Here is a 22,190-nt window from a genome sequence, read left to right on the forward strand (position 1 = left end):
GGTCAAAGGCCCCTGCACCCCCGAAAAGTCACCCGAATCTCCCGGAGGCGCGCCCGCTCACTCCTGCCCGGGCAGCGCCTCGTTGATCTGGAACGTCGCGCCTGCGGGGTCCTGCACGGTGGTGACCCGGCCGAACGGCGAGTCCTGCGGGCCGTCCAGCACCTTCCCGCCGTGCTCGCGGATCACCTCGAGCGCGCGGTCGGTGTCCTCCACGGCGATGTACATCCGCCAGTAGCCCACGGCGTTCGCGGGCAGCCACTGGGTGGCGTCGCACAGCCCCGCGGTCGCGCCCTCGCCCGGGTGGTCGGTCGCGTAGCGGGGGCCGTCCTGGGCCGCGTCCTCGGCGTCCGCGGCGGCGTGCCCGTCCTCCGGGGCGCCGTCGTCGCCCATGAGCGTGGGCTGCCAGCCGGCCACGGCCCGGTAGAACTCCACGGCCTCGTCGAAGCGCGTGGACAGCAGCTCGAACCACACGGACGTGCCGGGGGTCAGGGGGAGGTCGTGGCCCGCGAACGTGTCGCCCTGCCAGAAGCCGACCGCCTCGCCGCCGGGCCCGGCGACCATCGCCATGGTCCCGAGGTCGCCCACGGGCATGGCGTCGACGAGCACCGTGCCGCCGTGCTCGCGGACCGCGGCGAGGGTGGCGGCCATGTCCTCGGTGCGCAGGTACACGGTCCACGCGGCGGGGGCGGGGGCCTCGCCGGTCATGGCGGTCATCTGGTCGGCGTCCATGGCGCCGCCCACGGACGCGCCGTCCTTGGTGATCATGCGGTAGTGGCCAGACTCCTCGCCGGAGTCCGTGAAGGTCCACCCGAACAGGGCCTCGTAGAAGGCCTGCTGGGCGGCGAAGTCGGTGGCGGAGTAGTCGATCCAGGCGGGGGAACCGGCCCGGGCGGGGGTGGCGATGTGCTCGCTCATGCGGCTCAGCGTAGGCCCGGGAGTGGGCGCCGTCACCGGTCGGGGCGTGTCGCGCGTGGGATCCTGGGAGGCGTGCCCACCCCCTCCTCCGCCACGCCCGATCCCGCGTCCGCCCGCAGCGCGTCCGGCGCCCGCCCCGCGGACGCCCTGCCCGACGACGGCGCCCCGGTCCGCGTCCGGCTCGGCGTTCTCCTGGCCCGGCCGGTCGACCCCGCCGTCCTGGACACCGCGGCCCTCGCCGCGCAGCTCGACGCCGCCTACCCCGGCCTGACCTGGGACGTCACCGCCCGGCAGGAGGAGCTCGGCGACGAGGACGACGACGCCCTCGACCTGCTCGAGATCACCCGCGACCGCATGCTGGACGAGGACTGGGACATCGCCGTCGGGGTGACGGGCGAGCCCCTGCAGCAGGGCCGGCACACCCTCACCGAGCAGGTCTCGCCCGTGCACGCGGCCGGCGTGCTCTCCCTCGCGCACCTCGAGGAGGCGCCCGTGGACGCCGTCGCGCGGGTGGTGGGGGAGGTGCTCGGCATCGATCCCGACGACGACGCCCCCTCCGCCGCCGACCGACGCGCCGCGGCCGGCTGGGCCCGCCAGCTCGCGGACGACGTCGAGCACCGGGACCGCGAGGCCCCCGCCGCCTACGCGCTGCGCGTGGCGGGGCGCAACGCCCGCATGCTGCTGGGCACGGTGCGCGCGAACAAGCCGTGGACGCTGGCTGTCTCGCTCACGCGCTCCATGTCCACCGCGCTCGCCACGGGCGCGCTGACCCTGATCACCACGGACCTGTGGATGCTCTCCGCCGAGTACAACGGCGTGCAGATGGCCGTGCTCGGCGCGGTCTCGGTGCTCGCGGTGACGCTGTCCCTGATCGTGGGCGCGCACCTGTGGGAGCGGCCGCGCCGGCGGGCCGAGCGGGAGCAGGTGACGCTGTTCAACCTGGCGACGGTCCTGACGGTGCTGATCGGCGTGGTGGTGCTGCACGTGATGCTCATGCTCGCCGCGCTCGCCGGGGCGCTGCTGCTCGTGGACCCGGACGTCTTCCACGTGGTCACCGAGGAGCCCGGCGAGTTCGTGCAGTACATGAAGCTCGCGTGGTTCGTGGGCGGGCTGGCGACGATCGGCTCCGCGCTCGGCGCCGGCCTCGAGGACGACGACGCCGTCCGCGCCGCGATCTTCACCCGCGGCGCCTCGCGCTGAGCCCCGGACCCGGCCCCCGCGCGTCGTCATGCCCCCACCCACCAACAGTTTGGGGCGAGTTGTCGGAGGTCCAGGCGCCCCGGACCTCCGACAACTCACCCCAAACGCCCCCCGAACCCCCCCAAACGCCCCCCCGAGCGCGACCCTCAGCGGGTCACACGGTGGCCAGGCCCGCCACCGGGCTCAGCCTCGCGGCACGACGCGCGGGCAGCAGCGACGCCGCCAGGCCGGCCACGGCCGCCACGCCCACCACGAGCGCCAGCTCGAGCCACGGGATGGTGGGCAGCACGGTGCCGCCCCGGCCCACGGTCTCCACGAGCTCGCCGAGGATCAGCTGCGATCCGGCCCAGCCGTAGAACACGCCCAGCACGCAGCCCAGCAGGGCCGCCACCGCGGCGATCAGCACGGACTCGATCGCGATCATCCCGCGCAGCCCGCCCCGGGGCAGGCCCAGGGCCCGCAGCAGCGCGTTCTCGCGGGTCCGCTCGATCACGGACAGGCTCAGCGTGTTGGCCACGCCGATCAGCGCGATCAGCACGGACACGGCGAGCAGGCCCACCACGATCCACAGCATCACGTCGATGACCTGCGCGTACACCGCCCGGGTGGGGGCGCCGCCGTCGATGATCGAGGCCCCCTCCCCGGCCGCCGCCGTGATGTCCTCGGACAGGGCCTGCAGCCGGTCCACGGGAACGTCGCCGGCGAGGGCCACGAGCAGCTGGCCGGGGACCTCGACGCCCTCGGTGGCCACGGGGGACCCGTCCCAGCCGGCGGCGCGCAGGCTGTCCGCCTCCACGTACACGCCGGAGCTGAGGTCGCCGGCGCGCACGGCGGAGAACGTCTGCTCGGTGCCGGCCACAGTGGCCGTCACGGTGTCCTCGTCCACCCAGCCGGGCACGAATGCGGTGCCGGGGTCGCCGAGGCCGTCCTCGCCGTCGGGCAGCTCGGCCACCACCTTCCGCAGGTCCGCGCCGGGGGTGGCCAGCACGGGGCTGCCGTTCTCGGTGGCGCCGACGGGCAGCGCGAGGGCCACAGCGGCGACGTCGTCCCGGGCGGCCACGGCCTCCGCGGCCCGCGCCGCGTCCCCGTCCGCGGGCAGGGAGAGGACGAGGTCCACGGGGTAGGCGGTGTCCAGGGCGAGGGCCGTCTGCTCCTGGGCGGTGCGCCCGCCGGTGAGGAACAGCGCCACGAGGGTGGTGCCCACGAGCAGCGCCGCGGCGGTGGCCGCGGTGCGGGAGCGGTGCCGGGTGGCGTTGAGGCCGGCCAGGCGGCCGGGGACGCCGGCCGGGCGGGCCAGCACGGCGGCGCCGCGCACGGCGGCCGGCACGAACAGGGTGGCCAGCAGGAGGACGCCGATGAAGCTCAGCGCCCCGCCGCCGACGGCGGTCAGCGGCTCCGGCCGGAACGCGCCCCACAGCATGAGGGCGGTGCCGCCCACGGCCAGCACGGCGCCGACCACGGTGCGGACCACGCCGACGCGCGAGGCCACGGTGACCTCCTCGCGCGGGCGCAGCGCCTGCAGCGGGGACACGCGGGTGGCGGCCACGGCAGGCGAGAGCGCGGCGACCAGGGTCACCAGCACGCCGACCACCACGGTGATCGCCAGCCCGGCGGGGTCCATCCCGAAGGTGAGGGTGGGGAAGTCGAACGCGGAGCGCACGAACGCCACGCCGGCCAGCATTCCGACGACGGCCAGGGCCACGCCCAGCACCGAGCCGACGAGGCCCACCACGACCGCCTCGGTCAGCACGGACCCGCGCACCTGGCCCGCGGTGGAGCCGAGGGTGCGCTGCAGTGCGAGGTCGCGGGTGCGCTGGGCCACGAGCACCTGGAAGGTGTTGCCGATGACGAGCGCGGTGACGAGCAGCGCCAGGGCCGCGAAGCCGCCCAGCACCCAGCCGAACACGTCCGTGCCGCCGCCGGCGTCGGCCAGCGTGTCGCGCACGGCCTCGTCCGGGGTGGTCACGTTCGCGGCCACGCCCTCCTGGGCCAGCACCGCGGCGGCGGCGTCGGCGACGGCGTCGCGGTCGGCCCCGTCGGCCAGGCGCAGCAGCACGTGGGGCGAGTAGGCCCCGGATCCGCCGGCCTCGCCGTCCTGCGGGGGGTTCACCGCGGCGATCACCGGGGCGGCGGCCCAGATCTGGGCGCCGGAGGAGAGGGTGGGGTCCGGCGAGCGGGTGGTCAGGCCCACCACGGTCGCGGTCTCGCCCCCGGCCCCGGCGCCGGGGGCGCCGGTCAGGGCGATCTCGTCGCCCACCGCCACGCCCGTGCGCTCGGCCGTGCCGGTGTCCAGGGTGACGCCCCGCGCGTCGTCCGCGGCGGGGAACGCGCCCTCGGTGAGGGTCACGGGCAGCAGGGACGCGTCCCCGGGGACGGGCAGGAGGGTCGCGGTGAACTCGGTGCCGCCCGCGCTTCCGCCGGCCCACGTGAACTGGGTGGCGTAGGCCTCCTCGACGCCGTCCACGCGGCCCAGCGCGCCCGGCTCGGCCGGGGTGCCGGCCAGGCCGGGGAAGGCCGCGGTGGGGTCCTCGTCGGCGTGGACGCCTGGCTCCGGGAGCACCACGAGGTCCGCGGCGGAGTACGTGTTGCCGAGCGTGGTGCGCAGGGTGGCCTGCGCGGACGCGGACACCAGGAAGGAGGCCGCGAGGAACATGGTGCCGATCAGGATGGCCAGCACCAGCGACACGTATCGGCGCGGCTGCGCGCGCAGCTGGGACAGGGCGACGGTCCACATGTCAGCGCCCCCCGTCCGCCGGGGCGTCGAACGTGCCGGCCGCGTCCGCCGCGCCGGGCGCGGAGAGCGCCGCGAGGGCGTTCGTCACGGACTCCACCGTGGGGTCCAGCAGCTCGCCGGCGAGACGGCCGTCCGCGAGCAGGACCACGCGGTCCGCGGCGGAGGCGGCCACGGGGTCGTGGGTGACCATGATGACCGTCTGGCCCATCTCGCGGGCCGAGCGGCGCAGCAGGCCGAGCACCTCGGCGGAGGTGGCCGAGTCGAGGTTGCCGGTGGGCTCGTCCCCGAACACCACGTCCGGGCGGGTGAGCAGGGCGCGGGCCACGGCCACGCGCTGCTGCTGGCCGCCCGAGAGCTCGTGGGGGCGGTGCTTGAGGCGGTCCGTGAGGCCGAGGGTGGCCGTGATCTCGTCCAGCCACGCGCGGTCCGGCTTGCGGCCGGCCAGCTCGAGCGGCAGCACGATGTTCTGCTCCGCCGTGAGCGTGGGCACGAGGTTGAAGGCCTGGAACACGAAGCCCACGCGGTCGCGGCGCAGGCGGGTCAGGGCGGTGTCCCCGAGCCCGGTGATCTCGGTGCCGCCGAGGACCACGGAGCCCGAGGTGGGGGTGTCCAGACCGGCGAGGCAGTGCATCAGGGTGGACTTGCCCGAGCCCGAGGGGCCCATGATCGCGGTGAACGCGCCGGCGGCGAAGTCGACGTCCACCCCGCGCAGGGCGTGGACCTCGGCGTCGCCGCGCCCGTAGGTCTTGGTGAGGGCGCGGGCGGAGGCGGCGGGCGCCGTCGTCGTGGTGGTGGACGACGACGGCATGCCCGGCCCGGACGCGCCGGCGCCGGGGTGCGTGGAGTGGGCGGAGTGCGAGTCGGCTGTGGTGCTCATGGCCTTCACTCTGCCCGCTGACCTGGGCGGGGCGGGTCGGAGGAGGGGATGGACTCTGGGGCGGGCCGGGTCATCCTGAGGGATGACCCGGGCCGCTCCGCCCTCCTCCCGCGCGCCCTCCTCCCGCGCGCCCCCTCCCGCGTCCCCTTCCCCCGCTTCCTTCCCTTCTTCTCGCGCCCGACCCCCTTCCCCTCTCTTCTTTCGCGTTTGGGGTGACTTGTCGGGGGTCCCGGGGCTCTTCACCCCCGACAAGTCACCCCAAACGCGGGGCCAGGGCGGGGAATCGACGGGCGGGGACGCGAGAGCGGCGGCACCGCGACGGTGCGGGCCGGAATGGGATGATGGGGGGCATGAGAGCCGACGCCCGCGCCAACCGCCAGGACCTGCTGGCCGCCGCCGGGCGTCTGCTCGAGGAGCAGGGCGCGGCCATGTCCCTGCGCGGGGTGGCGCAGGAGGCGGGGGTCGGCGTCGGGACGCTCTACCGGCACTTCCCCACGCGGCGGGACCTGCTGGACGCGGTCCTCGAGGACGTCGTGGCCCGGGTCAGCGGCATCCTGCACGCCTTCCTCGACGGCGGCGAGTCGGCCGACCGGCGCTGGCGGCGGCTGGCCGAGGAGCTCGCGGCCGTGAACCTCACCTCGCTCGTGACCGCCCGGGACGACCTCGAGGCCGCCGACCGGCCGCAGGAGGCCCTCATCGTGGAGGCGGAGCAGGTGATCATCTCGCTCACGGACCGGGCCGTGACCGAGGCGCGGCGCGCCGGGCTGGTGGCCTCGGGCGTCACGAGCACCCGCTACCTCGCCGGGCTCCTGGCGGTCACGCGGCCGCCCGCCGGTGAGCTGCTGGCGCGCCACGCGGACCAGCGCGACTGGCTCCTGGGCGTCTACCTGCGCGGCCTGCGCCCCTGACGGGGACGGCGCCTCAGCCGTGCAGGACCTCGTCCTCGAGCACGGGCTGGGTCACGCTCCACGTCACGGCGCCGGCGAGCAGGCCGGAGGCCGCGGTGACGAGCAGCCGGGGCAGGCCCTCGACCTGGGTGAACAGGGACAGGCCCAGGATCACGACGGCGGCCGTCACCAGGGCGACGAAGAACGCGACGCACTCGCCGTCGCGCCGGGCCTGCTCGGCGGCCGCGGCCGCGTGGGGGCAGGGGCGGGACGGGGTGCGGGCGGCGGGGGCGGCGTCCGCGGCGGTGTCCGCGAGGGTGCGGGCCACGGCGTGGGCGCCGGTGCGCGGCTCGACGGGCGTGCTCACGGAGGTCGGGGTGGGACGGTCCAGGGTGGTGCCGGTCATGGTGCGTCTCCTCGGGTGCGCGTCGGGCCGGAGGCCGCCGTCGGCGCGGTGCCCCGGCGGCGGGCCCGTTGCGGGGCCTGCGTCCAGGATTCCGGAGGCGCCCCGCTCCCCGGCAGGGCCGTGAGGATGAACCTGGGCGGCCCCGTCTCATCCCCTGGTATGACCTGTGCGCTCCCTGGGCGGCACCTTCGGCCAGGTGGGGCTCGTCAGGACGGGCGCGTCAGGGCGACGCCGGCCCGGCGCCTCGGCGTCCGGCGCCTCACCCACCTGCGACTCAGGGCCGCACGCCTCGGCTCCCCGCGCCCGCTCAGAACTGCACGAGGCCTGCGCGGTGGGCGATCAGCACGGCCTGGACGCGGTCGCGGGCGCCGAGCTTGGCGAGCACGCGGCCCACGTGGGTCTTCACGGTGGCCTCCGAGAGCACGAGCTCGCCGGCGATCTCCAGGTTCGCCGAGCCCTGCGCCATGAGCACGAGCACCTCGCGCTCGCGGGGGGTGAGGGACTCCACGGCGGCCTGCTCGTGCTCGCATTCGGCGGTGCGGGCGTGGTCCGAGCGCAGCCGGGGGGCCATGTGGGCCATGAGCCGCCGCGTCGTGGACGGGGCGATCACGGCGTCGCCGCGGTGCACCGTGCGGATCGCGGCGAGCAGCTCCTCCGGTGGCGCGTCCTTGAGCAGGAACCCGCTGGCCCCGGCCTCGATCGCGTCGAACGCGTACTCGTCCAGGTCGAAGGTGGTCAGCACCACGACGCGCGGGGCGTCCGGGCGCTGCAGCAGCGTCCGGGTGGCCTCGATGCCGTCCATCTCCGGCATGCGCACGTCCATGAGCACGACGTCGGCGCCCGCCACGGACACCGACGCCACGGCCTCGCGGCCGCTGCCGGCCTCGGCCACCACGGTGAGGTCCGGCTGGGAGTCCACGAGCATGGCCAGACCGGAGCGGATCAGGGCCTGGTCGTCCACCAGGGCCACGCGGACGGGGGCGTTCTCGGCGTCGGTGCTCATGCCCCGGATCATCTCATCCGGGCGGGCCGGACGGGGCGCCGTCGTCGAGGGGCGGCCGGCCCAAAGTGGGGGCGCCGTCGTCGAGGGGCCGAGCGGGGTTGGCCGAGCGGGGCCGGGCGCACTACTGCCAGGTGGCGCCGGATCTACCTGGCAGTACTGCGCCCGGCCGCGCCGCACCGCCGGCTGCACCACCGGCCCTGCCCCTCACACCGCCGAGTACGGCAGGTGCGCGGACACGCGGTACCCGGCTCCGGCGCGCGGCCCGGTCTCCACGGTCCCGCCGAACAGGGCCACGCGCTCGGCCACCCCGCGCAGCCCCTGACCCGACCCGCGGGTGTCGGGGTCGGCGTCGGCGCCGCGCCCGTCGTCGTCGGCCTGGACGTCCAGACCGCGCCCCGTCCAGGCGAGGGTGAGGAACGCGCTGGCCTGCGGGCCGCCGTGGCGCAGCGTGTTGGTGAGCGCCTCCTGCACGATCCGGTACGCCGCCAGCTCCCCGCCCGGCGGCAGCGGGCGCCGCGGGGCGCCGGTCTCCAGCAGGGAGACCTCGAGCCCGGACAGGCGCATCGTCTCGATCAGCGCGGGCACGTCCGCGAGGGTCGGCTGGGGGCGGTGGCCGGGAGGCTGACGGGCGCCGCGCCCGTCGCGGGAGGCGACGTCGGCGGGCAGCCGGGTCCGGCCCGCGCCGGGGCTCGTCCCTGCACCGGCCGTCCCCGCGCCCGCCGCCCCCTCGTCGGCCGCGCCCTCGTCGGCCGCGCCCGCCGCCGGGCCGGGGGCGCCGTCGTCGGGGGCGACGCCGGGCACCCCGGCCACGGTCTCGCCGGTCTCGCGGAGCACCCCGAGGAGCTGGCGCATGTCGGCCAGGGCGGCCCGGCCGGTGAGGCCGATCGTGTCCAGCGTGGCCACGGCCAGCTCGGGCTTGGCGGCGGCGGCGTACCGGGCTCCGTCGGCCTGGGAGATGATCACCTGCAGCGAGTGGGCCACGATGTCGTGCATCTCGCGGGCGATGTGGTTGCGCTCGTCCGAGGCGGCGAGCCGGCGCTCCTGCAGCGCCATGGTCTCCAGGCGCCGGTTCCGGTCCTCGAGCGCGCGCACGGTGAGGCGGCGGTGGCGGACGACGTCGCCGAACGCCCAGGCCGTGAGCACCACGGCCGCGCAGCCGAACACCATCACCAGCAGCGCCTCGAGGCTGGGGTCCACCGGCTCGTAGACGCCGTCCGGCCGCATCACGGGGTCCGGGAACAGCCCGACCCGGATGCCGTTGGCCACCCCGCCCAGCAACGCCGCCACGAGCCCCGTGAAGGACGCCCAGCGCGGCGCGTTGGCGGCGAGGTTGTAGACGGTCATGGGCACGAGCACGAGCGCCAGGCTGAACTCCGGGCCCGCCACCAGGTGGGCCACGGCTGCGGCGGCGACGGCGGCGGCCGAGGCCACGGGCCGGACCCGGCGGAACGCCCACGGGGCGATGAGCGCGAGCGCGATCAGGATCGAGGCGACGATGCTGCCCGGCGTCGGGCCGGCGAGCGAGCCGAGCATGACCCACGGGGTCAGCCCGAGCACCGCGAACAGCAGCACCGAGACGAGGACGTCCGTGCGCACCGGGTGGGCGCGCATCCACTGGTCGATGCGGTGCAGGGGGTTCACGCGGGCCAGCCTAGGCGGCGGCCCGGGGCGGGGGCGTCAGCCCGCAGGATGACCCGCCCCGTGCTTTCGCTCGGGAAATCGTCGCTACGACGGGCCGGAATCGGGCCGGTAGCGACGATTTCCCGAGCGAAAGCGGGGATGGGGGTGGGGGAGGGGACGGGGAGGGGGCTCGGTCAAGGGGTGAGCCCGGCGACGACGTCGGCCGCCCCCGCCTCCCGGGCCGCGTGGGCCTGCGTGCCGGCCCACAGGTGCACCCGCTCGAGGTCGCCGGCGGTCGCGGCGTCGGCCCGCAGCCCCGTGGTGAGGGCGTTCAGCTCGGGGTAGGCGGCCGGGGCGTCCGGGTGGGCGGCCGGGAATTCCGTGGCCAGCGTCCGCGCCCAGCGGCCCGTGTACGCCCGGGTCAGCACGGTGCGGGCGGCGCCGTCGGGCCCGACGAACCCCTCGCCCGTCGCGCATCGGCGGATCCCGGCCCGGTGCGCGGCGGAGGTCCCCGCCTCGGCGGTGAGCAGGAACGCGGTGCCCGCGGCCACGGCGTCCGCGCCCGCCGCGAGCAGCGACCGCACGTGCGCGGCGGCGCCCACCCCGCCGGCGGCCACCACCGGCACCCGCGTCCCGACGACGGCGCGCACCTGGGCCAGCACCGAGGGCAGCTCTCGCTCCACGGGGTCGGCGGCCGGGTCCAGGGTGCCGCGGTGCCCGCCCGCCCGGTGGCCCTGCACCACGAGGAACGCGGCGCCGTGCGCCCGGGCCGACCGCGCCTCGTCCGCGTCCGTCACCGTGATGCCCGCGGGGATCCCGGCGGCCGCCAGGCGCGCGAACACGGCCGGCTCGGGCAGCCCGAACGTGAAGGAGACCAGCGGCCACGCCTGCTCCTCGGCCGCCGCCAGCATCGCCGCGAACTCCGCCCGCTCGCGCGCCGGGTCCGGGGTGACGTCGTCGGGGGAGGGCAGGGTCGGCGCACCGCCCGCACCTTCCGCCGCGGCCCCGCCGGCCGCCCGCTCGCCCTCCGCCGCGAGGCGCTCGCGATACGCCGCCACGGCCGCCCGACGCTCGGCGCGGGCCCGCTCCGTCCGGGCGGCGGCCGGGATCGCGGTGTTCACGGCGTCCGGCACGAACAGGTTCACGCCCCAGCGCCGGGCCGCGTCGGACCCGTCCACGCTTCCGTCTCCGCCGCCCAGCAGCCCGCGCAGCGCGTCCACCTGCTCGCGCACCTGCGCGGCGGTCCGCATGCCGCCGGCGAGGAACCCGCCGCCTCCCGCCCCCACGACGGCGGCCACCAGCTCCGGCGTGCTGGGGCCACCGGCCATGGGGGCGGCCAGCACGCGGGCCGGCGGGATGAGGCGGGCGCGGACGACGTCGTCGGGAAGGTGCGCAGCAGACATGGGGCCAGCGTAGAACGACCCGCCCCGTGCTTTCGCTCGGGAAATCGTCGCTACACCGGGGCGAAATCGGGCCGGTAGCGACGATTTCCCGAGCGAAAGCGGGGATGGGGGTGAGGGAAGACCCGACCCCCGGCCCGCGTCCTACACTTACATTTGGTCCCGTCCGTGGTCCGATCAGGGGGTGTGCCGGTGCAGGTCCTGCTTGCGCTCACCCCCATCCTGCTGACGCTCGCCCTGCTGCTCACCCGCCTGCCGGCGTGGGTGGCGCCGGCCGCGGGCGGCGTCCTCGCCGCCGCGCTGGCCCCCACGGTGTTCGGGGTGGACCCGGGCGTGCTGGCCGCCGAGGTGGGCCGGGGCGTGCCGACCGTCGTCGAGATCCTGGCGATCATCGCCGGCGGCATCACCCTGTCCCGCGTGATGGAGCACTCCGGCGCGCACGCCCGCCTGGCCCTGTGGCTCTCCGCCGGCAACGGCCCCACCCTCGCCACGGCCCTGCTGATGGTGCACGGGATCATCCCGTTCCTGGAGACGGTCACGGGGTTCGGCGTCTCGCTGATCGTGGGCGTGCCGCTGCTGCTCGGCCTCGGGTTCACGGCGTTCCGCTCGGCGCTGCTGGCGGTGCTCGCCCTGACCATCGGCCCGTGGGGGTCCATGGCGCCGGGCACCCTCATGGGCGCGCGGCTGTACGACCTGGACTTCCAGGCCGTCGGCGTCACCGCCGCGCTGTTCAACCTGCCCGCGTCCCTCGTGGCCGGCGCCGCCACCGTGCTCCTGCTGCGCGGCGCCCAGGGCATGCGCGGGGACGGCGAGCCGGCGCGCACCGTCCCGTGGCTCGCCGTGGGCCTGCTCTCCGGGGCGGCCCAGTGGGCGCTGATCCTCGGCGCCAACCTCACGGTGGGCACCGCGCCGGCGGGCGCCGTCGGCACGTTCGTGCTCACCGTGGCCTGGCTGCTGGTGATCCGCCGCGGCCGGCTGACCCCCGGACCGGGCCGGGACGTGGTGCCGTACGTGACGCTCATGGCGGGCACCGTGCTCGGCACCACCGTGGAGGACGCGCTGGGGCTGACGGGGGTGCTCTCCGTCGTCGGGACGCCGGCCCTGTGGTCCTTCGTGGCCGTGGGCGCCGGGGTGGCGCTGCTGGGATTCGGCCCGCACGCCCGACGCACGGTCCCCGGCGAGGCCGCGCGGCTGTGGGTGGGCACGGCCATCCCCAACGCCCTCTACGTGGCGTTCGGCCTGACGCTCTCCGCGGGCGGCGTCTCCCAGGCGCTCGCGGGCGCGCTCAGCGGGATGGGTCCGGCGTACCTGGCGGCGATCCCCGTGATCGGGGCGTTCTCCGGGTTCGTCACCGCCTCCAACACCGGCGCGATGGCGCTCATGGGGCCCCTGCAGATGGACACCGGCGCGGCGCTGGGGGTGCCGCCCACGTGGACCAACGGCCTGCACAACGCGGCGGCGGGCTGGGGCATCATCGCCGGGCCGGCCCGCATCCAGGTGGCGCACGCGATGGCGGTGGGCGCCCAGACCCCCGAGATGCCCGGCTGGGCCGTGAGCCGCCGCGCGCTGCTCGCGGTGCTGCTGCCTGCGATGGTGGTGGGCATCGCGCTCATGTCCCTGCTCGGGCTCGCTGTGCTGCCCCGGGTCTGACGGACGACGACGGCGTGGCAGGTCTCGGGGCGGGCTGCGGTCCGCGGGGGAGCACCGACGGCGCGGCGGGTCAGGCCTGCGCCGCCCGCTCCTGGGACGGGAGGGTCACGTCGAGCACCCACAAGCCGTCCACCGGGCCGTGGGTGATCCGCCCGCCCAGGATGCGCACGCGCTCGTCCATGCCGGCCAGCCCGTACCCGGAGTGCGGTGCCGGCTCCTGCCGGCGTCGCGCCGGCAGCGGGCTGCGCACGAGGACGGAGGTCTCGCAGCCGTCGTGGCGGATCTCGACGTCGACGCGCCCGCCCGGCTCGGCGTGGCGCAGGACGTTGGTGCTCGCCTCCTGGACGATGCGCCGCAGCGTGTGGCGCAGGGAGTCGGGCACCTCGGCCTCGGCCTCGAGGCGGACGTGGACGTCGAAGCCGGCGGCCGTGAGCCGGTCACGGTACTCGGCCACCAGCTCGCGGACGGGCAGCGGCGGCTCCGCGTCCTCCGCGGGGCCCAGGCCCGGCGCGGAGCCGCGCAGCACGCCGAGCATGGTGCGCAGGTCCGTGAGCGACTGCCGGGCGGTGTCGGCGATCGCCTGCTCGACCTCCGTGCGCTGCGCGGGGGAGGTCACGGTGGGCAGCATGCCGGCCTGGAGGGCGATCACGGTCAGGCCGTGGCCCACCACGTCGTGGAGCTCGAGGGCCAGGCGGTGGCGCTCGTCGCGCTGGGCCTGCTCGAGCTGGGTCTGGCGCTCCTCGGCCAGGCGCAGGGCGGAGTCGAAGCGGCCGGCCAGCCAGCGCAGGCCCAGGCCCGCGGCCACGCCGAGGGCGGCCGAGACCGCGATCGCGACCGCCGCGGCCGTGGAGAAGGAGCCGAGGACGGGACCGGCGGTGACGAACCACGCGGCGAAGAGCCCTCCGGCGAGCAGCAGCAGGCCGCGCTGCGCGCTCAGCCCGAGCATGAGCGCGGCCCCGGCGAACACGATCGAGAGGGCCTCGTAGTCCCACCACCGCGCCCCGGCGGTGAAGGCGATCGCGTAGGCGATGACCCCGAGCGGGGCGTGCTGGGCGATCAGCCCGATCAGCAGGTACTCGCCGGCGAGCTGGGGGAGTGCCTCGGCGGCGGTCACCCCGGTGCCGGAGAACGCGAGGACCACGTCGATCCCGAAGACGACGGCGAGGCTGATCCACACGATCAGCCGGATGCGCAGGCTGAGGCGGCGGGCGCCGAAGGGGCCCCACACGGGGGAGTCGGGACGACCGATCGACGCCGTCGCCATGGCCGTCCTCCCCCGTCTCCGCCCCGCCACGTCCGGCGGGCGCACCGCGACTCCCGTCCATCGGGACGGTGCCACTTTTGTCTTGAGGACGACTCTACCTGTGGATCATGTACAGGAACCGAGCCGTCACGAAGAGGGAACACGTCACGAGGAAGACGCCGGAGCAGCAGGCCCGGCGACTCGGACCCCGCACCTCAGGAGTCGCCATGAAGAAGCTCGTCACCGCCCTCGCCCTCACCGCTTCGCTCGCCGCCGCCGGGGCCGCTCCGGCCGCCGCGCAGGCGACTCCGGTCGAGGGGTTCCCGGTGACGGCGCCCGTGTCAGCCAAGGGCCAGGAGGGCGCGGACAACATCTGGTGCCTGATCCTCAATCGCTGCCGCTGAGCCCGCCGCGCCGCCCCGCTCCTCCGTCCGCCCGTCCGGCGTCGCGGGCCGCCGGGCCCGTCAGTCGTCGAAGGAGACGAGGCCGGCCCGGCTGGCGCGGATAAGCACCTGGACGCGGTCCCGGGCCTGCCACTTGTCCATGATCTTGCCGAGGTGGCTCTTGACGGTGGCCTCGGCGAGGAAGAGGGCCTGGGCGATCTCCGCGTTGGAGGAGCCCTTGGCCAGCTCGGTCACCACCTCGAGCTCGCGGGGGGTGAGCTCCTCGAGCTCGGTGAGGGCGTGCGCGGCGGCGGACTCCCGGCGCTCGCTCTGCTGGGTGACCGTCTCGATGAGCTCGCGGGCGACGCGCGGGGAGAAGACGGCGTCGCCGCGGTGCACCTGGCGCACCGCCTCGACCACCTCCTCGGGCGGAGCGTCCTTGACCAGGTAGCCCGAGGCCCCGGCGCGCAGGGCGGGCACCAGGTAGGCCTCGGAGCTGAACGTGGTGATCGCCAGCACCCGGACCTCGGGGGCCTCGGCCATGATGGCCGTGGTGGCCTCGATCCCGTCCATGCGGGGCATCTGCATGTCCATCAGCACCACGTCGGGGCGCAGGTCCTTGGCCATCTCGACGGCCTCGACGCCGTCGGCGGCGGTGCCGACCACCTCGAGGTCCTCCGCCGTGGACACGAAGTGCGCCAGGGCGGTGCGCATGAGCTGCTGGTCGTCTGCCACGAGCACTCGGATCATCCCTCCAGCGTAGGCGAGCACCCCCGGGGACCGCGTGCGACTCAAGTCGGAGCCGCGCTCATCCCCACGGCCCTTCTTCCGCGGGCGCCCCTGGACCACGATGGTCCGATGACTCCATCCCAGCACCACCCCCGGAGGACCGGAGACGGACCCGGGCGCGCCCCCGACGCCGGCCCCCGGCCCCGCAGTGCCGGCGCGGCCGGCCTGCGTGGGCTGGAGGAGTCCCTGCGGACCCGGGTGGACGCCTACGGCGGCGAGTGCGCCGTCCGGGCGGACGCCGACCGGCTCCGCCTCGAGGTGCTGCTGCCCCGCCGCTGAGCGCACCGCCTCCGCACGCCGCGAGGGGCTCCGGTCCGACCCCCAGGGGGGACGGACCGGAGCCCCTCGTCTCGTGTCCGGACGTCTCGTGTCGGGACGGCTCAGGCGCGCAGCGGCACCGAGGAGTGGCGCACCATCGCCTGGAGCGCCTCCACGGCCTCCGGCGCGGCGACGAGCGCCATGGCCCGGCGGGGGGCGCCGGCGAAGTAGAACACCGTGGGCAGCCACGCGGTGCGCCGGCCGCGCGGAGTGCGGGCGTGGTGCAGGTGGTGCGCCGAGATCCCGTGCAGGCGGGTGGCCCGGACGGCCGTGACCCGCTCGCCCACCGTGATCCGGCGGGTGAGGAACAGCCCCGCCGCGGGGTCGGCGTAGAGGTGCGCGGTGGCCACCGCGATGATCCCGGCCACGACGGCGGCGGCCGCGAGGCAGGCGCCGGCGGCGAGCGGCCACGGCCACCCCCACGTCTGCGCCGTGAGCACCCAGGTCCCCGCGAAGGCCGCCGCGAGGGCGAGCAGGGAGACCAGGTTGACGGCCGGCGTCGCCAGGCCGGTGGACAGGCGGCGGTCCGTGCCGGCGAACTCGGGCAGGTGCTCGGCCACGATGGCCCGGGCCCGCTCCACCGGCATCGAGGGCAGCACGAGGTTGCCGCCCAGCTGGGCCGCGCTATCCAGGGTGAGCACGGACAGCCGGGCCCGGCCCAGCAGCTGCTCGGCCGCGTTGCGGTGCCACACCACGCCCTGCACGGAGCCGGGGGTGATGACGCGCTCGTGCGTGGAGACCAGCCCGTAGCGGATGCGCAGCCGGCCCTCCGGCGTCGCGAGCACCGTGAACCCGTGGAACTTCACCACGGTGGCGGCGAGCCCGACGACGACGGCCAGGGCCACGATCAGCAGCGCCGTCGGCCAGGAGCCGAGCCCGGAGAAGAGCAGGGACTCGAGGCGCTCGGTGAGGCCGAGCAGGTCCGTCAGCTCCATGAGGCCGAACGCCACCGGCGGCACCAGCAGCAGCACCTGGCCGTAGACCAGGCTCAGCACGAGCAGGTCTGCGAGGGTGGTGCGGTGGACGACGGAGGCAGGGGCGGCGGCGGCCTGGCGCTTGGGGGCGTCGACCTTGCCCGTGGGGGCGCGGTCGGCGGGGGCGTCCGCGGACCGGCCTGCGGGGGAGGCCTCGTCGGCCCCGGCGCGGTCCGCCGGGGCGCCGTCGTCGTCGACCCGCGACGCCGCGACGTCCTCGACGCGCGAGGGCGCGGCCGGCGCGGACCGGCCGAGCGCCGCGGCGGCGTCGGCATGCCGCTGGAACGCGGCGAGATCGGCGGGGGCCAGGCCGTCCAGGCGGACGCGGGACCCGTCCTCGCCGGTCTGGGTGCACGTCACCTCGGTGATGCCCAGCAGCTGGAACGCCCAGGGCTGGCGGTGGTCCACCGACGTCACGAGGTCCCACGGCAGGGACTCGGAGCGGCGCGAGAGCAGGCCGCTGTCCACCTGGACGCCGTCGGCGGAGACATGGAAGCGGGCCGTGCGCCAGCGGATCACGGGGCCGAGCACGAGGGAGGCGACCCACAGGAGCATCAGCGCCTGGACGAGGGGCCCCCAGGGGGCGGGCCACTGGGCGATCCACGTCAGCGAGCCGACGAGGCCGATCGCCATGGCCGGCAGGTCCGTGATCCAGCGGGCGAGCACGTAGCGGGGGGAGTCGGAGAACGACGCCGGCGCGGGCCAGGCGTCGGGGTGGGCGACGGCGGCCTCGCCGGTCCGGGGCGCGGCGTTCACGGCGCGACCTCGCCGGCGGCGACGAGGGCGGTCGCCGACTCCTGGCGGCGGGCGGCGAGCCCGCGCAGGACGACCTCCTTGACGCGCTGCGCCTCGGCGAGCTCCACGGGGCCGAGGGACTCGGCGTCCACCACGCTCACGAAGCGCACCGTGGCCAGGCCGAGCGCCCGCTGCAGGGGGCCGCGGACCACGTGCACGCTGAGGACCTGGGGCACGGCGACGTCCACCGTGTGGCGCACGAGGGCGCCCTTGGCGATGTACACCTCGTCCTCGTCCACCGTGTAGCTGTAGCTGCGGTGCCGGACGCGGTTGACGACGGCCAGGTCGGCGAGGGCGACCGCCGCCGTGAGGGCCACGAGGATCCACAGCACGGTGCCGCCCACCGGGTGGTCCCACCACAGCGCGACGGCGGCCAGGACGGCGGCGATCGGCAGGGCCGTCGCGCACGTGGTCGCCTGCCACACGCGCAGCGCGAGCCGGGGCAGCCGGGTGACCCCGGCGTCGCCGGCCGGGCGGGCGGACGCGGCCGGGGCGTCCTCGGGCGACGGGGCGGCGTTCGGGTGATCGAGCATGCGGGGTCTTCCTCGGGATCGGTGGCGGGCGGTGTGCGCCGCCGCGTCCAGTCTCCCGGAGCGCCGGGGGCGGGACCACGGACCTGAGTCGGGCGCGGAGTGCGACGAAAGGCGCGCCGTCCACGGTCACCTCGCCGGCGTCCGGGCGGGTGAGGCCGAGGGCCATGCGCAGCACGGTGGACTTGCCCGCGCCGTTGGGGCCGACGAAGCCGGTGATGCGGCCGGCGGGGACGTCGAAGGAGACGTCCTGCACCGCGGGGACGCCGCCGTAGTGCTTGGACACGTGGCGGATCGAGAGCATCGGCGGGGCCGGCGGTGCGTCGGACGCGGGAGCCGCGGGGATCGCGGGGGCCTCGGTGCGGCCGGGGGAGGGGAGGGTGAGGGCGGTGTGCGTGGTCATGGTGACGATGCTCCCGTCCGCCGGGCGGCCGGGGGCAGGGGCGTGAGGATGGTTCCGGGGGCGACGACGGTCGGAACCTCGGTGCGACCTGGGGCGGACCGCACGGGCCTCCCCGCCTGGCGGACCCGCCAGTGCTCCTCATCCGAAAGTCGGGCCTAGGAGCCGACCCACGGGGCACCCGATCCCGCCTCAGGTCCCTTCAGCGCGGCGGCGGGCGCCGGAAGGATGGAGCCATCACCAGGACGGACCGCCGGCCCGTCGCCACCGACTCCCGAAGGAGCCCCCCATGACCACCCCCGCCGCCTCCACCGAGTCCCGCTCCGTGCGCCGCGCCGAGCGGACGATCACGTTCCTGCTGCTGGCCCTGGCGACCGCCGTCGTCGTGGTGCTCGGGCTGACCACCGAGCTGACCACCCTGCCCCGCCTGGGCATCACCCTGGGCGCGCTGGTCGTGGCCTACCCGGTGCTGCGGATGCTGCTGTACCCGCGCTCCGCCTGACAGCCCCACCCCCCCCCAGACGCGCTCATACCCCCCCCAGACGCGCTTTCGCTCGGGAAATCGTCGCTACCATCCCAGGATTTCGGGATGGTAGCGACGATTTCCCGAGCGAAAGTGTTTCCGGCTGGGACCGGCCCTCGGCTCAGGCCCCCCGGCTCAGCCCAGCGGGACCGTGATCTCGGCGCCCGGGGACAGGGTGTGCTCCTGGCCGGCGATGATCATCGGCACGTCATGCCACATGCCGCTGCCGGCGCGGACCGTGACCTCCGAGCGGCGCATGTGGATCTGCACCGGCTGCTGGCGGAACCGGATGGTGAAGCTGGCGCCGGGCAGCTGGGAGGGCATGCGCGGGTCCACGCGCACCACGTCCTCGCGCGTCTCCAGGCCCGCGTAGCAGCGGATCACGGTGTCCACGGTGCCGGCCATCAGGCCCAGGTGGATGCCCTCGCGGGTGGTGCCGCCCTGGGTGTCGGAGAGGTCCGACTCGAGCGCCTCCGTGAACAGGTCCCACGAGCGGTCCGGATCGGTGCGGGCCGCCACCCAGGCGTGCACCAGGCGGGAGAGCGTGGAGCCGTGCGTGGAGCGGGCCTCGTAGTACGTCACCATGCGCTCGAACGCCTCCTGCGGCAGCTCGTAGCCCATGCGGCGCAGGATCCCGTCCAGCTCCTCGGCGGAGAACAGGTAGCCGAGCATGAGGGTGTCCGCCTGCTTGGAGAGCTTGTACCGGTTGGTGGCGTCGCCCTCGGCCTGCAGGATCAGGTCCATGCGGCCGATGTTGCCGTACTTGGCCCGGTAGGCCTCCCAGTCGAACTCCTTGAGGTCCTGGTAGCCCTCGAACTGCGCGAGGATGCCGGCCTCCTCGCCGTCCTCGAAGAACGGCACGGTGAGGCGGGCGCTGACGTCCTCCCAGCGCTCGATCTCCTCCTCGGTGATCTCCATGATCTCGGGCAGGCCGTCGTCGAGGGTGTCCAGCCAGCGCACCAGCCGGGCGGTCTCGGAGAGCACCCAGGAGGTCAGCACGTTGGTGTACGCATTGTTGCGCAGGCCCGAGCCGGGGGTCTCCGGGTAGCCGTCGTGGAACTCGTCCGGGCCCATGACGCCGTGGATCTCGTAGCGGTCCGTGACGGCGTTGTGCAGGGTCATGGACATGAAGAACCGGGAGACCTCCACGAGCATCTCGGCGCCGTAGTCCGAGATGAAGGACGTGTCCTTGGTGATCTCGATGTAGCGCAGCACCGAGTAGGCGATGTCCAGGGAGACGTGCCGCTGGTTGTGGGAGTTGTCCGGCATCCACATGCGCGAGCGCGGGTTCCACAGCTCAGTGGGGGTCTCCTCGGAGCCGTCCGCGCCGGACTGCCACGGGTACATGGCGCCGGCCCAGCCCTCGGCCTGCGCGTTGGCGCGGGCCTCATTGAGGCGGCGGTAGCGGTACATCAGGATGCCGCGGGTGATCTCGGGGCGGCGCAGGGTGAGCATCGGGTAGACGTAGATCTCGTCCCAGAAGATGTGCCCGCGGTAGCCCTCGCCGTGCAGGCCGCGCGCGCCCACGGAGGCGTCCAGGTCGCGGCGGCGCCCGTAGGCGGTCTGCAGCACGTGGAAGGTGTGCAGGTTCAGGGCGAGCTGCTGCCGCAGGGAGGCGCCGTCCTTGCCCATGGGCACGGCGGAGCCCACGGAGGCGGAGCGGCCGGCGTCGACGACGGGCGGCGCGTACTCGGCGCCCTCCGCGGCGGCCGTGGAGCGGCGCTGGTGCCGGTAGGGCTCGGCGAGGTCGATGCGCACCGAGAAGCGGTCCCAGTTGGTGCCCCAGCGCTGCTCGTGGAGGGTGAGCAGGTTGCGGAAGCTGTTGGCCCGCTGCACGTCCTTGACGGCGGCCTCCCACACGGAGGCGTTGGCGTGGTCGTGGCTGGTGGTGACGGCGGCGATCTTCTCGATCACCAGGGGCACGCCCTCCTCCACGTGGAGGCGGATGTCCTGGCCGACGCGCAGGTCGGAGCCGTCCACGGGGCGGCGGATGGGCTCGTGGTGGCCGACGGGGGCCACCTGGCGGGTGCGGGTGGCGACCGCGATGTCGATGCGGGACTGGCTGGTGGTGGTCTCGAGGAGCACCGTCTCGCCGTCGATCTCGCGGGCCTGGGAGGGCTCGAGGTGCTGGTTGGCGAGGGTGCGGTCGTCGGAGACGTTGAGGTTGGCCACGCGGCCCTCGATGGTCGAGCGCACGGTGAGCTCGCCGGTCCAGTTCTCGGCGACGACGGTCAGCTCGATCGCGGCGAGGTGGCGGTTGGCCAGGGAGGTGAACTGGCGGGTGTGCACGCTGGTGCGGCGGCCCTGCTCGTCCTCGAAGGCCATGGTCCGGGAGAGGACGCCGCGGCGCAGGTCCATCTCCTGGCTGAAGTCCACGAGGGTCTCCTCGCCGGGCAGCAGGGGGCGCCCACCGCGGGGGGTGACCACGAGCGGGGTCCAGTCCTGGATGTTCACCATGTGCTCGGTGTCCACGGCCCGGCCCTGGACCATGGAGGTGAGGCGGTTGAACACGCCGGCCATGTAGGTGCCGGGGTAGTGGACGTCGGAGATGCGGGTGCCGGGGACGGCGCCGCGGGTGCCCCAGTAGCCGTTGGCGAGGGTGCACAGCACCTCGCGGGTGCCCTCGGAGGCCGGGTCGAACTCGTCCCAGCGCAGCACCCAGGCGGGGTCGAACGGGGTGGTGGTGCGCTGCTCGAGGCCGAGGGTCCCGTAGTCCTGGACCACGAGGTGGGCGCCGGCGTCCTTGAGGCGGCCCTTGCCGAGGTCGGGCTCGCGGTCCACGCCGATGACGAGGCCGAAGCGGCCGTCGGCGGCGGCCTTGACGCCGGAGACGGCGTCCTCGAGGACCATCGCGTCGGCGACGTCGACGCCCAGCTCGCGGGCGGCCTCCCAGAACATCGCGGGGTCGGGCTTGCCGGGCAGGCCGCGCTCGATCGCGGTGTGGCCGTCCACGATCACGGGGAAGAAGTCCAGCACGCCGCCGGCGCCGAGCACGGCGCGGGAGTTCTTGGAGCTGGTCACGAGGGCCACGGGCACGCCCTTGGCGCGCAGCTTCTCCAGCAGGTCCTGGGCCTCGGGGAACACGCGGACGCCGTCGCGGGCGAGGACCTGCTCGAAGTAGCCCTGCTTGCGCTCGGCGAGGGCGAGGACGGTGAGCTGCGGGGTGGTGGCGGCCTCGGGGGAGTCGGCCTCGGGCACGCGCAGGCCGCGGGAGTGGAAGAAGGTGCGCACGCCGTCCTCGCGGGGGCGCCCGTCCACGTGGTGCAGGTAGTCCGCGGCGGCGTCGAAGGGGCGCAGTGCCTCGGGGTCGGCGGCGACGGCGGCCGCGTTGGCGGGCAGCGCGCCCACGGCGGGCAGGGCCTCGTCGAAGAGCTCCTTCCACGCCTGGGCGTGGACGCCGGCGGTGTCCGTGACCACGCCGTCCATGTCGAAGATCACCGCGCGGTAGCGGCGCAGGCGGTGGCGGCGGGCGTTCTGGTCCTGCGAGGGGGCGGGGGTGAGCGTCTGGGACATGGGGCGGACGGCCTTTGCGCGTGGTCGGTG

Annotated in this window: 18 protein-coding genes and 1 pseudogene; 6 read left to right on the top strand and 13 right to left on the bottom strand. The window is 75.7% G+C overall.

The window, feature by feature from the left end; genetic code table 11:
• Nucleotides 1-57: 57 nt before the first annotated feature.
• On the bottom strand, nt 58-915 hold the full coding sequence (locus HDA33_RS10765) for a VOC family protein (protein ID WP_184173167.1): 858 nt from the start codon (nt 913-915) through the stop codon (nt 58-60).
• A 72-nt stretch (nt 916-987) separates the two neighbouring features.
• Between HDA33_RS10765 and HDA33_RS10770 the strand changes: the two genes are divergently transcribed.
• Entirely contained in the window at nt 988-2,115 is a 1,128-nt protein-coding gene (locus tag HDA33_RS10770) for a hypothetical protein (RefSeq protein ID WP_184173169.1), read from the top strand.
• 154 nt (nt 2,116-2,269) lie between these two features.
• On the opposite strand, the gene HDA33_RS10775 is transcribed toward HDA33_RS10770, so the two are convergent.
• Together HDA33_RS10775 and HDA33_RS10780 are read right to left on the bottom strand one after the other, a co-directional pair.
• Nucleotides 2,270-4,849, bottom strand: a complete 2,580-nt coding sequence (locus tag HDA33_RS10775; protein ID WP_184173171.1) for an FtsX-like permease family protein — start codon at nt 4,847-4,849, stop codon at nt 2,270-2,272.
• Nucleotide 4,850: 1 nt separating this feature from the next.
• Nucleotides 4,851-5,726 (bottom strand): ABC transporter ATP-binding protein, encoded by an 876-nt coding sequence (locus HDA33_RS10780; RefSeq protein ID WP_184173173.1) that lies wholly within the window; start codon nt 5,724-5,726, stop codon nt 4,851-4,853.
• A 350-nt stretch (nt 5,727-6,076) separates the two neighbouring features.
• Here HDA33_RS10780 and HDA33_RS10785 point away from each other — a divergent pair, with 350 nt between their 5' ends.
• Nucleotides 6,077-6,634, top strand: coding sequence for a TetR/AcrR family transcriptional regulator (locus tag HDA33_RS10785; RefSeq protein ID WP_184173175.1), 558 nt, complete (start codon nt 6,077-6,079; stop codon nt 6,632-6,634).
• Nucleotides 6,635-6,647: 13 nt separating this feature from the next.
• Here HDA33_RS10785 and HDA33_RS12805 read toward each other — a convergent pair whose 3' ends face one another.
• The 4 genes from HDA33_RS12805 to HDA33_RS10805 form a co-directional block, all read right to left on the bottom strand.
• The gene (locus HDA33_RS12805; RefSeq protein WP_246416946.1) at nt 6,648-7,019 is read right to left on the bottom strand and encodes a hypothetical protein; all 372 of its coding nucleotides are present in this window, start codon (nt 7,017-7,019) and stop codon (nt 6,648-6,650) included.
• A gap of 307 nt (nt 7,020-7,326) precedes the next feature.
• On the bottom strand, nt 7,327-8,022 hold the full coding sequence (locus HDA33_RS10795) for a response regulator (protein WP_017489625.1): 696 nt from the start codon (nt 8,020-8,022) through the stop codon (nt 7,327-7,329).
• Nucleotides 8,023-8,226: 204 nt separating this feature from the next.
• Nucleotides 8,227-9,663 carry a DUF7134 domain-containing protein gene (locus HDA33_RS10800; protein WP_184173177.1) on the bottom strand — a complete coding sequence of 479 codons (1,437 nt, stop codon included), beginning with the start codon at nt 9,661-9,663 and terminating at the stop codon, nt 8,227-8,229.
• 173 nt (nt 9,664-9,836) lie between these two features.
• Complete coding sequence (locus HDA33_RS10805; RefSeq protein WP_184173179.1) at nt 9,837-11,045, bottom strand: nitronate monooxygenase; 1,209 nt, start codon at nt 11,043-11,045, stop codon at nt 9,837-9,839.
• Between the two features lie 189 nt (nt 11,046-11,234).
• On the opposite strand from HDA33_RS10805, the gene HDA33_RS10810 reads away from it, so the two are divergent.
• Nucleotides 11,235-12,692 (top strand): L-lactate permease, encoded by a 1,458-nt coding sequence (locus HDA33_RS10810; protein ID WP_184173181.1) that lies wholly within the window; start codon nt 11,235-11,237, stop codon nt 12,690-12,692.
• Nucleotides 12,693-12,762: 70 nt separating this feature from the next.
• Here the strand turns inward: HDA33_RS10810 and HDA33_RS10815 are convergent, their stop codons facing one another.
• The gene (locus HDA33_RS10815; protein ID WP_184173183.1) at nt 12,763-13,956 is read right to left on the bottom strand and encodes a sensor histidine kinase; all 1,194 of its coding nucleotides are present in this window, start codon (nt 13,954-13,956) and stop codon (nt 12,763-12,765) included.
• A 206-nt stretch (nt 13,957-14,162) separates the two neighbouring features.
• On the opposite strand from HDA33_RS10815, the gene HDA33_RS10820 reads away from it, so the two are divergent.
• Nucleotides 14,163-14,339: a hypothetical protein gene (locus HDA33_RS10820; protein WP_010079934.1), complete on the top strand. Its 177-nt coding sequence runs from the start codon at nt 14,163-14,165 to the stop codon at nt 14,337-14,339.
• Between the two features lie 60 nt (nt 14,340-14,399).
• Here the strand turns inward: HDA33_RS10820 and HDA33_RS10825 are convergent, their stop codons facing one another.
• Nucleotides 14,400-15,068, bottom strand: coding sequence for a response regulator transcription factor (locus HDA33_RS10825; protein WP_010079935.1), 669 nt, complete (start codon nt 15,066-15,068; stop codon nt 14,400-14,402).
• Nucleotides 15,069-15,176: 108 nt separating this feature from the next.
• Here HDA33_RS10825 and HDA33_RS10830 point away from each other — a divergent pair, with 108 nt between their 5' ends.
• The gene (locus tag HDA33_RS10830; protein WP_246416947.1) at nt 15,177-15,386 is read left to right on the top strand and encodes a hypothetical protein; all 210 of its coding nucleotides are present in this window, start codon (nt 15,177-15,179) and stop codon (nt 15,384-15,386) included.
• 101 nt (nt 15,387-15,487) lie between these two features.
• Here HDA33_RS10830 and HDA33_RS12810 read toward each other — a convergent pair whose 3' ends face one another.
• The 3 genes and pseudogenes from HDA33_RS12810 to HDA33_RS13050 form a co-directional block, all read right to left on the bottom strand.
• A complete protein-coding gene (locus HDA33_RS12810) occupies nt 15,488-17,155 on the bottom strand; it encodes a PH domain-containing protein (RefSeq protein ID WP_338104365.1) in 1,668 nt (555 codons plus the stop codon).
• Nucleotides 17,152-17,727 (bottom strand): PH domain-containing protein, encoded by a 576-nt coding sequence (locus HDA33_RS12815; RefSeq protein ID WP_246417236.1) that lies wholly within the window; start codon nt 17,725-17,727, stop codon nt 17,152-17,154. Before HDA33_RS12815 ends, HDA33_RS12810 begins: the two co-directional genes overlap by 4 nt.
• A 112-nt stretch (nt 17,728-17,839) precedes the next feature.
• Nucleotides 17,840-18,127 (bottom strand): annotated as a pseudogene (locus HDA33_RS13050) (ATP-binding cassette domain-containing protein); the annotation flags it as partial.
• Nucleotides 18,128-18,413: 286 nt separating this feature from the next.
• Here HDA33_RS13050 and HDA33_RS10840 point away from each other — a divergent pair.
• Nucleotides 18,414-18,626, top strand: coding sequence for a hypothetical protein (locus tag HDA33_RS10840; RefSeq protein ID WP_184173187.1), 213 nt, complete (start codon nt 18,414-18,416; stop codon nt 18,624-18,626).
• Between the two features lie 156 nt (nt 18,627-18,782).
• Here HDA33_RS10840 and HDA33_RS10845 read toward each other — a convergent pair whose 3' ends face one another.
• Entirely contained in the window at nt 18,783-22,160 is a 3,378-nt protein-coding gene (locus HDA33_RS10845) for a beta-phosphoglucomutase family hydrolase (protein ID WP_184173189.1), read from the bottom strand.
• Nucleotides 22,161-22,190: the final 30 nt, after the last annotated feature.

The sequence above is a fragment of the Micrococcus endophyticus genome (assembly GCF_014205115.1).
Classification (GTDB): Bacteria; Actinomycetota; Actinomycetes; order Actinomycetales; family Micrococcaceae; genus Micrococcus; species Micrococcus endophyticus.

What these genes read in the sequence shown, in the direction of transcription:
- HDA33_RS10765 (WP_184173167.1), bottom strand. Translation starts at nt 915, where the DNA reads ATGAGCGAGCACATCGCCACCCCCGCCCGGGCCGGTTCCCCCGCCTGG.
- HDA33_RS10775 (WP_184173171.1), bottom strand. Translation starts at nt 4,849, where the DNA reads ATGTGGACCGTCGCCCTGTCCCAGCTGCGCGCGCAGCCGCGCCGATAC.
- HDA33_RS10780 (WP_184173173.1), bottom strand. Translation starts at nt 5,726, where the DNA reads ATGAGCACCACAGCCGACTCGCACTCCGCCCACTCCACGCACCCCGGC.
- HDA33_RS10785 (WP_184173175.1), top strand. Translation starts at nt 6,077, where the DNA reads ATGAGAGCCGACGCCCGCGCCAACCGCCAGGACCTGCTGGCCGCCGCC.
- HDA33_RS12805 (WP_246416946.1), bottom strand. Translation starts at nt 7,019, where the DNA reads ATGACCGGCACCACCCTGGACCGTCCCACCCCGACCTCCGTGAGCACG.
- HDA33_RS10795 (WP_017489625.1), bottom strand. Translation starts at nt 8,022, where the DNA reads ATGAGCACCGACGCCGAGAACGCCCCCGTCCGCGTGGCCCTGGTGGAC.
- HDA33_RS10805 (WP_184173179.1), bottom strand. Translation starts at nt 11,045, where the DNA reads ATGTCTGCTGCGCACCTTCCCGACGACGTCGTCCGCGCCCGCCTCATC.
- HDA33_RS10815 (WP_184173183.1), bottom strand. Translation starts at nt 13,956, where the DNA reads ATGGCGACGGCGTCGATCGGTCGTCCCGACTCCCCCGTGTGGGGCCCC.
- HDA33_RS10820 (WP_010079934.1), top strand. Translation starts at nt 14,163, where the DNA reads ATGAAGAAGCTCGTCACCGCCCTCGCCCTCACCGCTTCGCTCGCCGCC.
- HDA33_RS10825 (WP_010079935.1), bottom strand. Translation starts at nt 15,068, where the DNA reads ATGATCCGAGTGCTCGTGGCAGACGACCAGCAGCTCATGCGCACCGCC.
- HDA33_RS10830 (WP_246416947.1), top strand. Translation starts at nt 15,177, where the DNA reads ATGACTCCATCCCAGCACCACCCCCGGAGGACCGGAGACGGACCCGGG.
- HDA33_RS12815 (WP_246417236.1), bottom strand. Translation starts at nt 17,727, where the DNA reads ATGCTCGATCACCCGAACGCCGCCCCGTCGCCCGAGGACGCCCCGGCC.
- HDA33_RS10840 (WP_184173187.1), top strand. Translation starts at nt 18,414, where the DNA reads ATGACCACCCCCGCCGCCTCCACCGAGTCCCGCTCCGTGCGCCGCGCC.
- HDA33_RS10845 (WP_184173189.1), bottom strand. Translation starts at nt 22,160, where the DNA reads ATGTCCCAGACGCTCACCCCCGCCCCCTCGCAGGACCAGAACGCCCGC.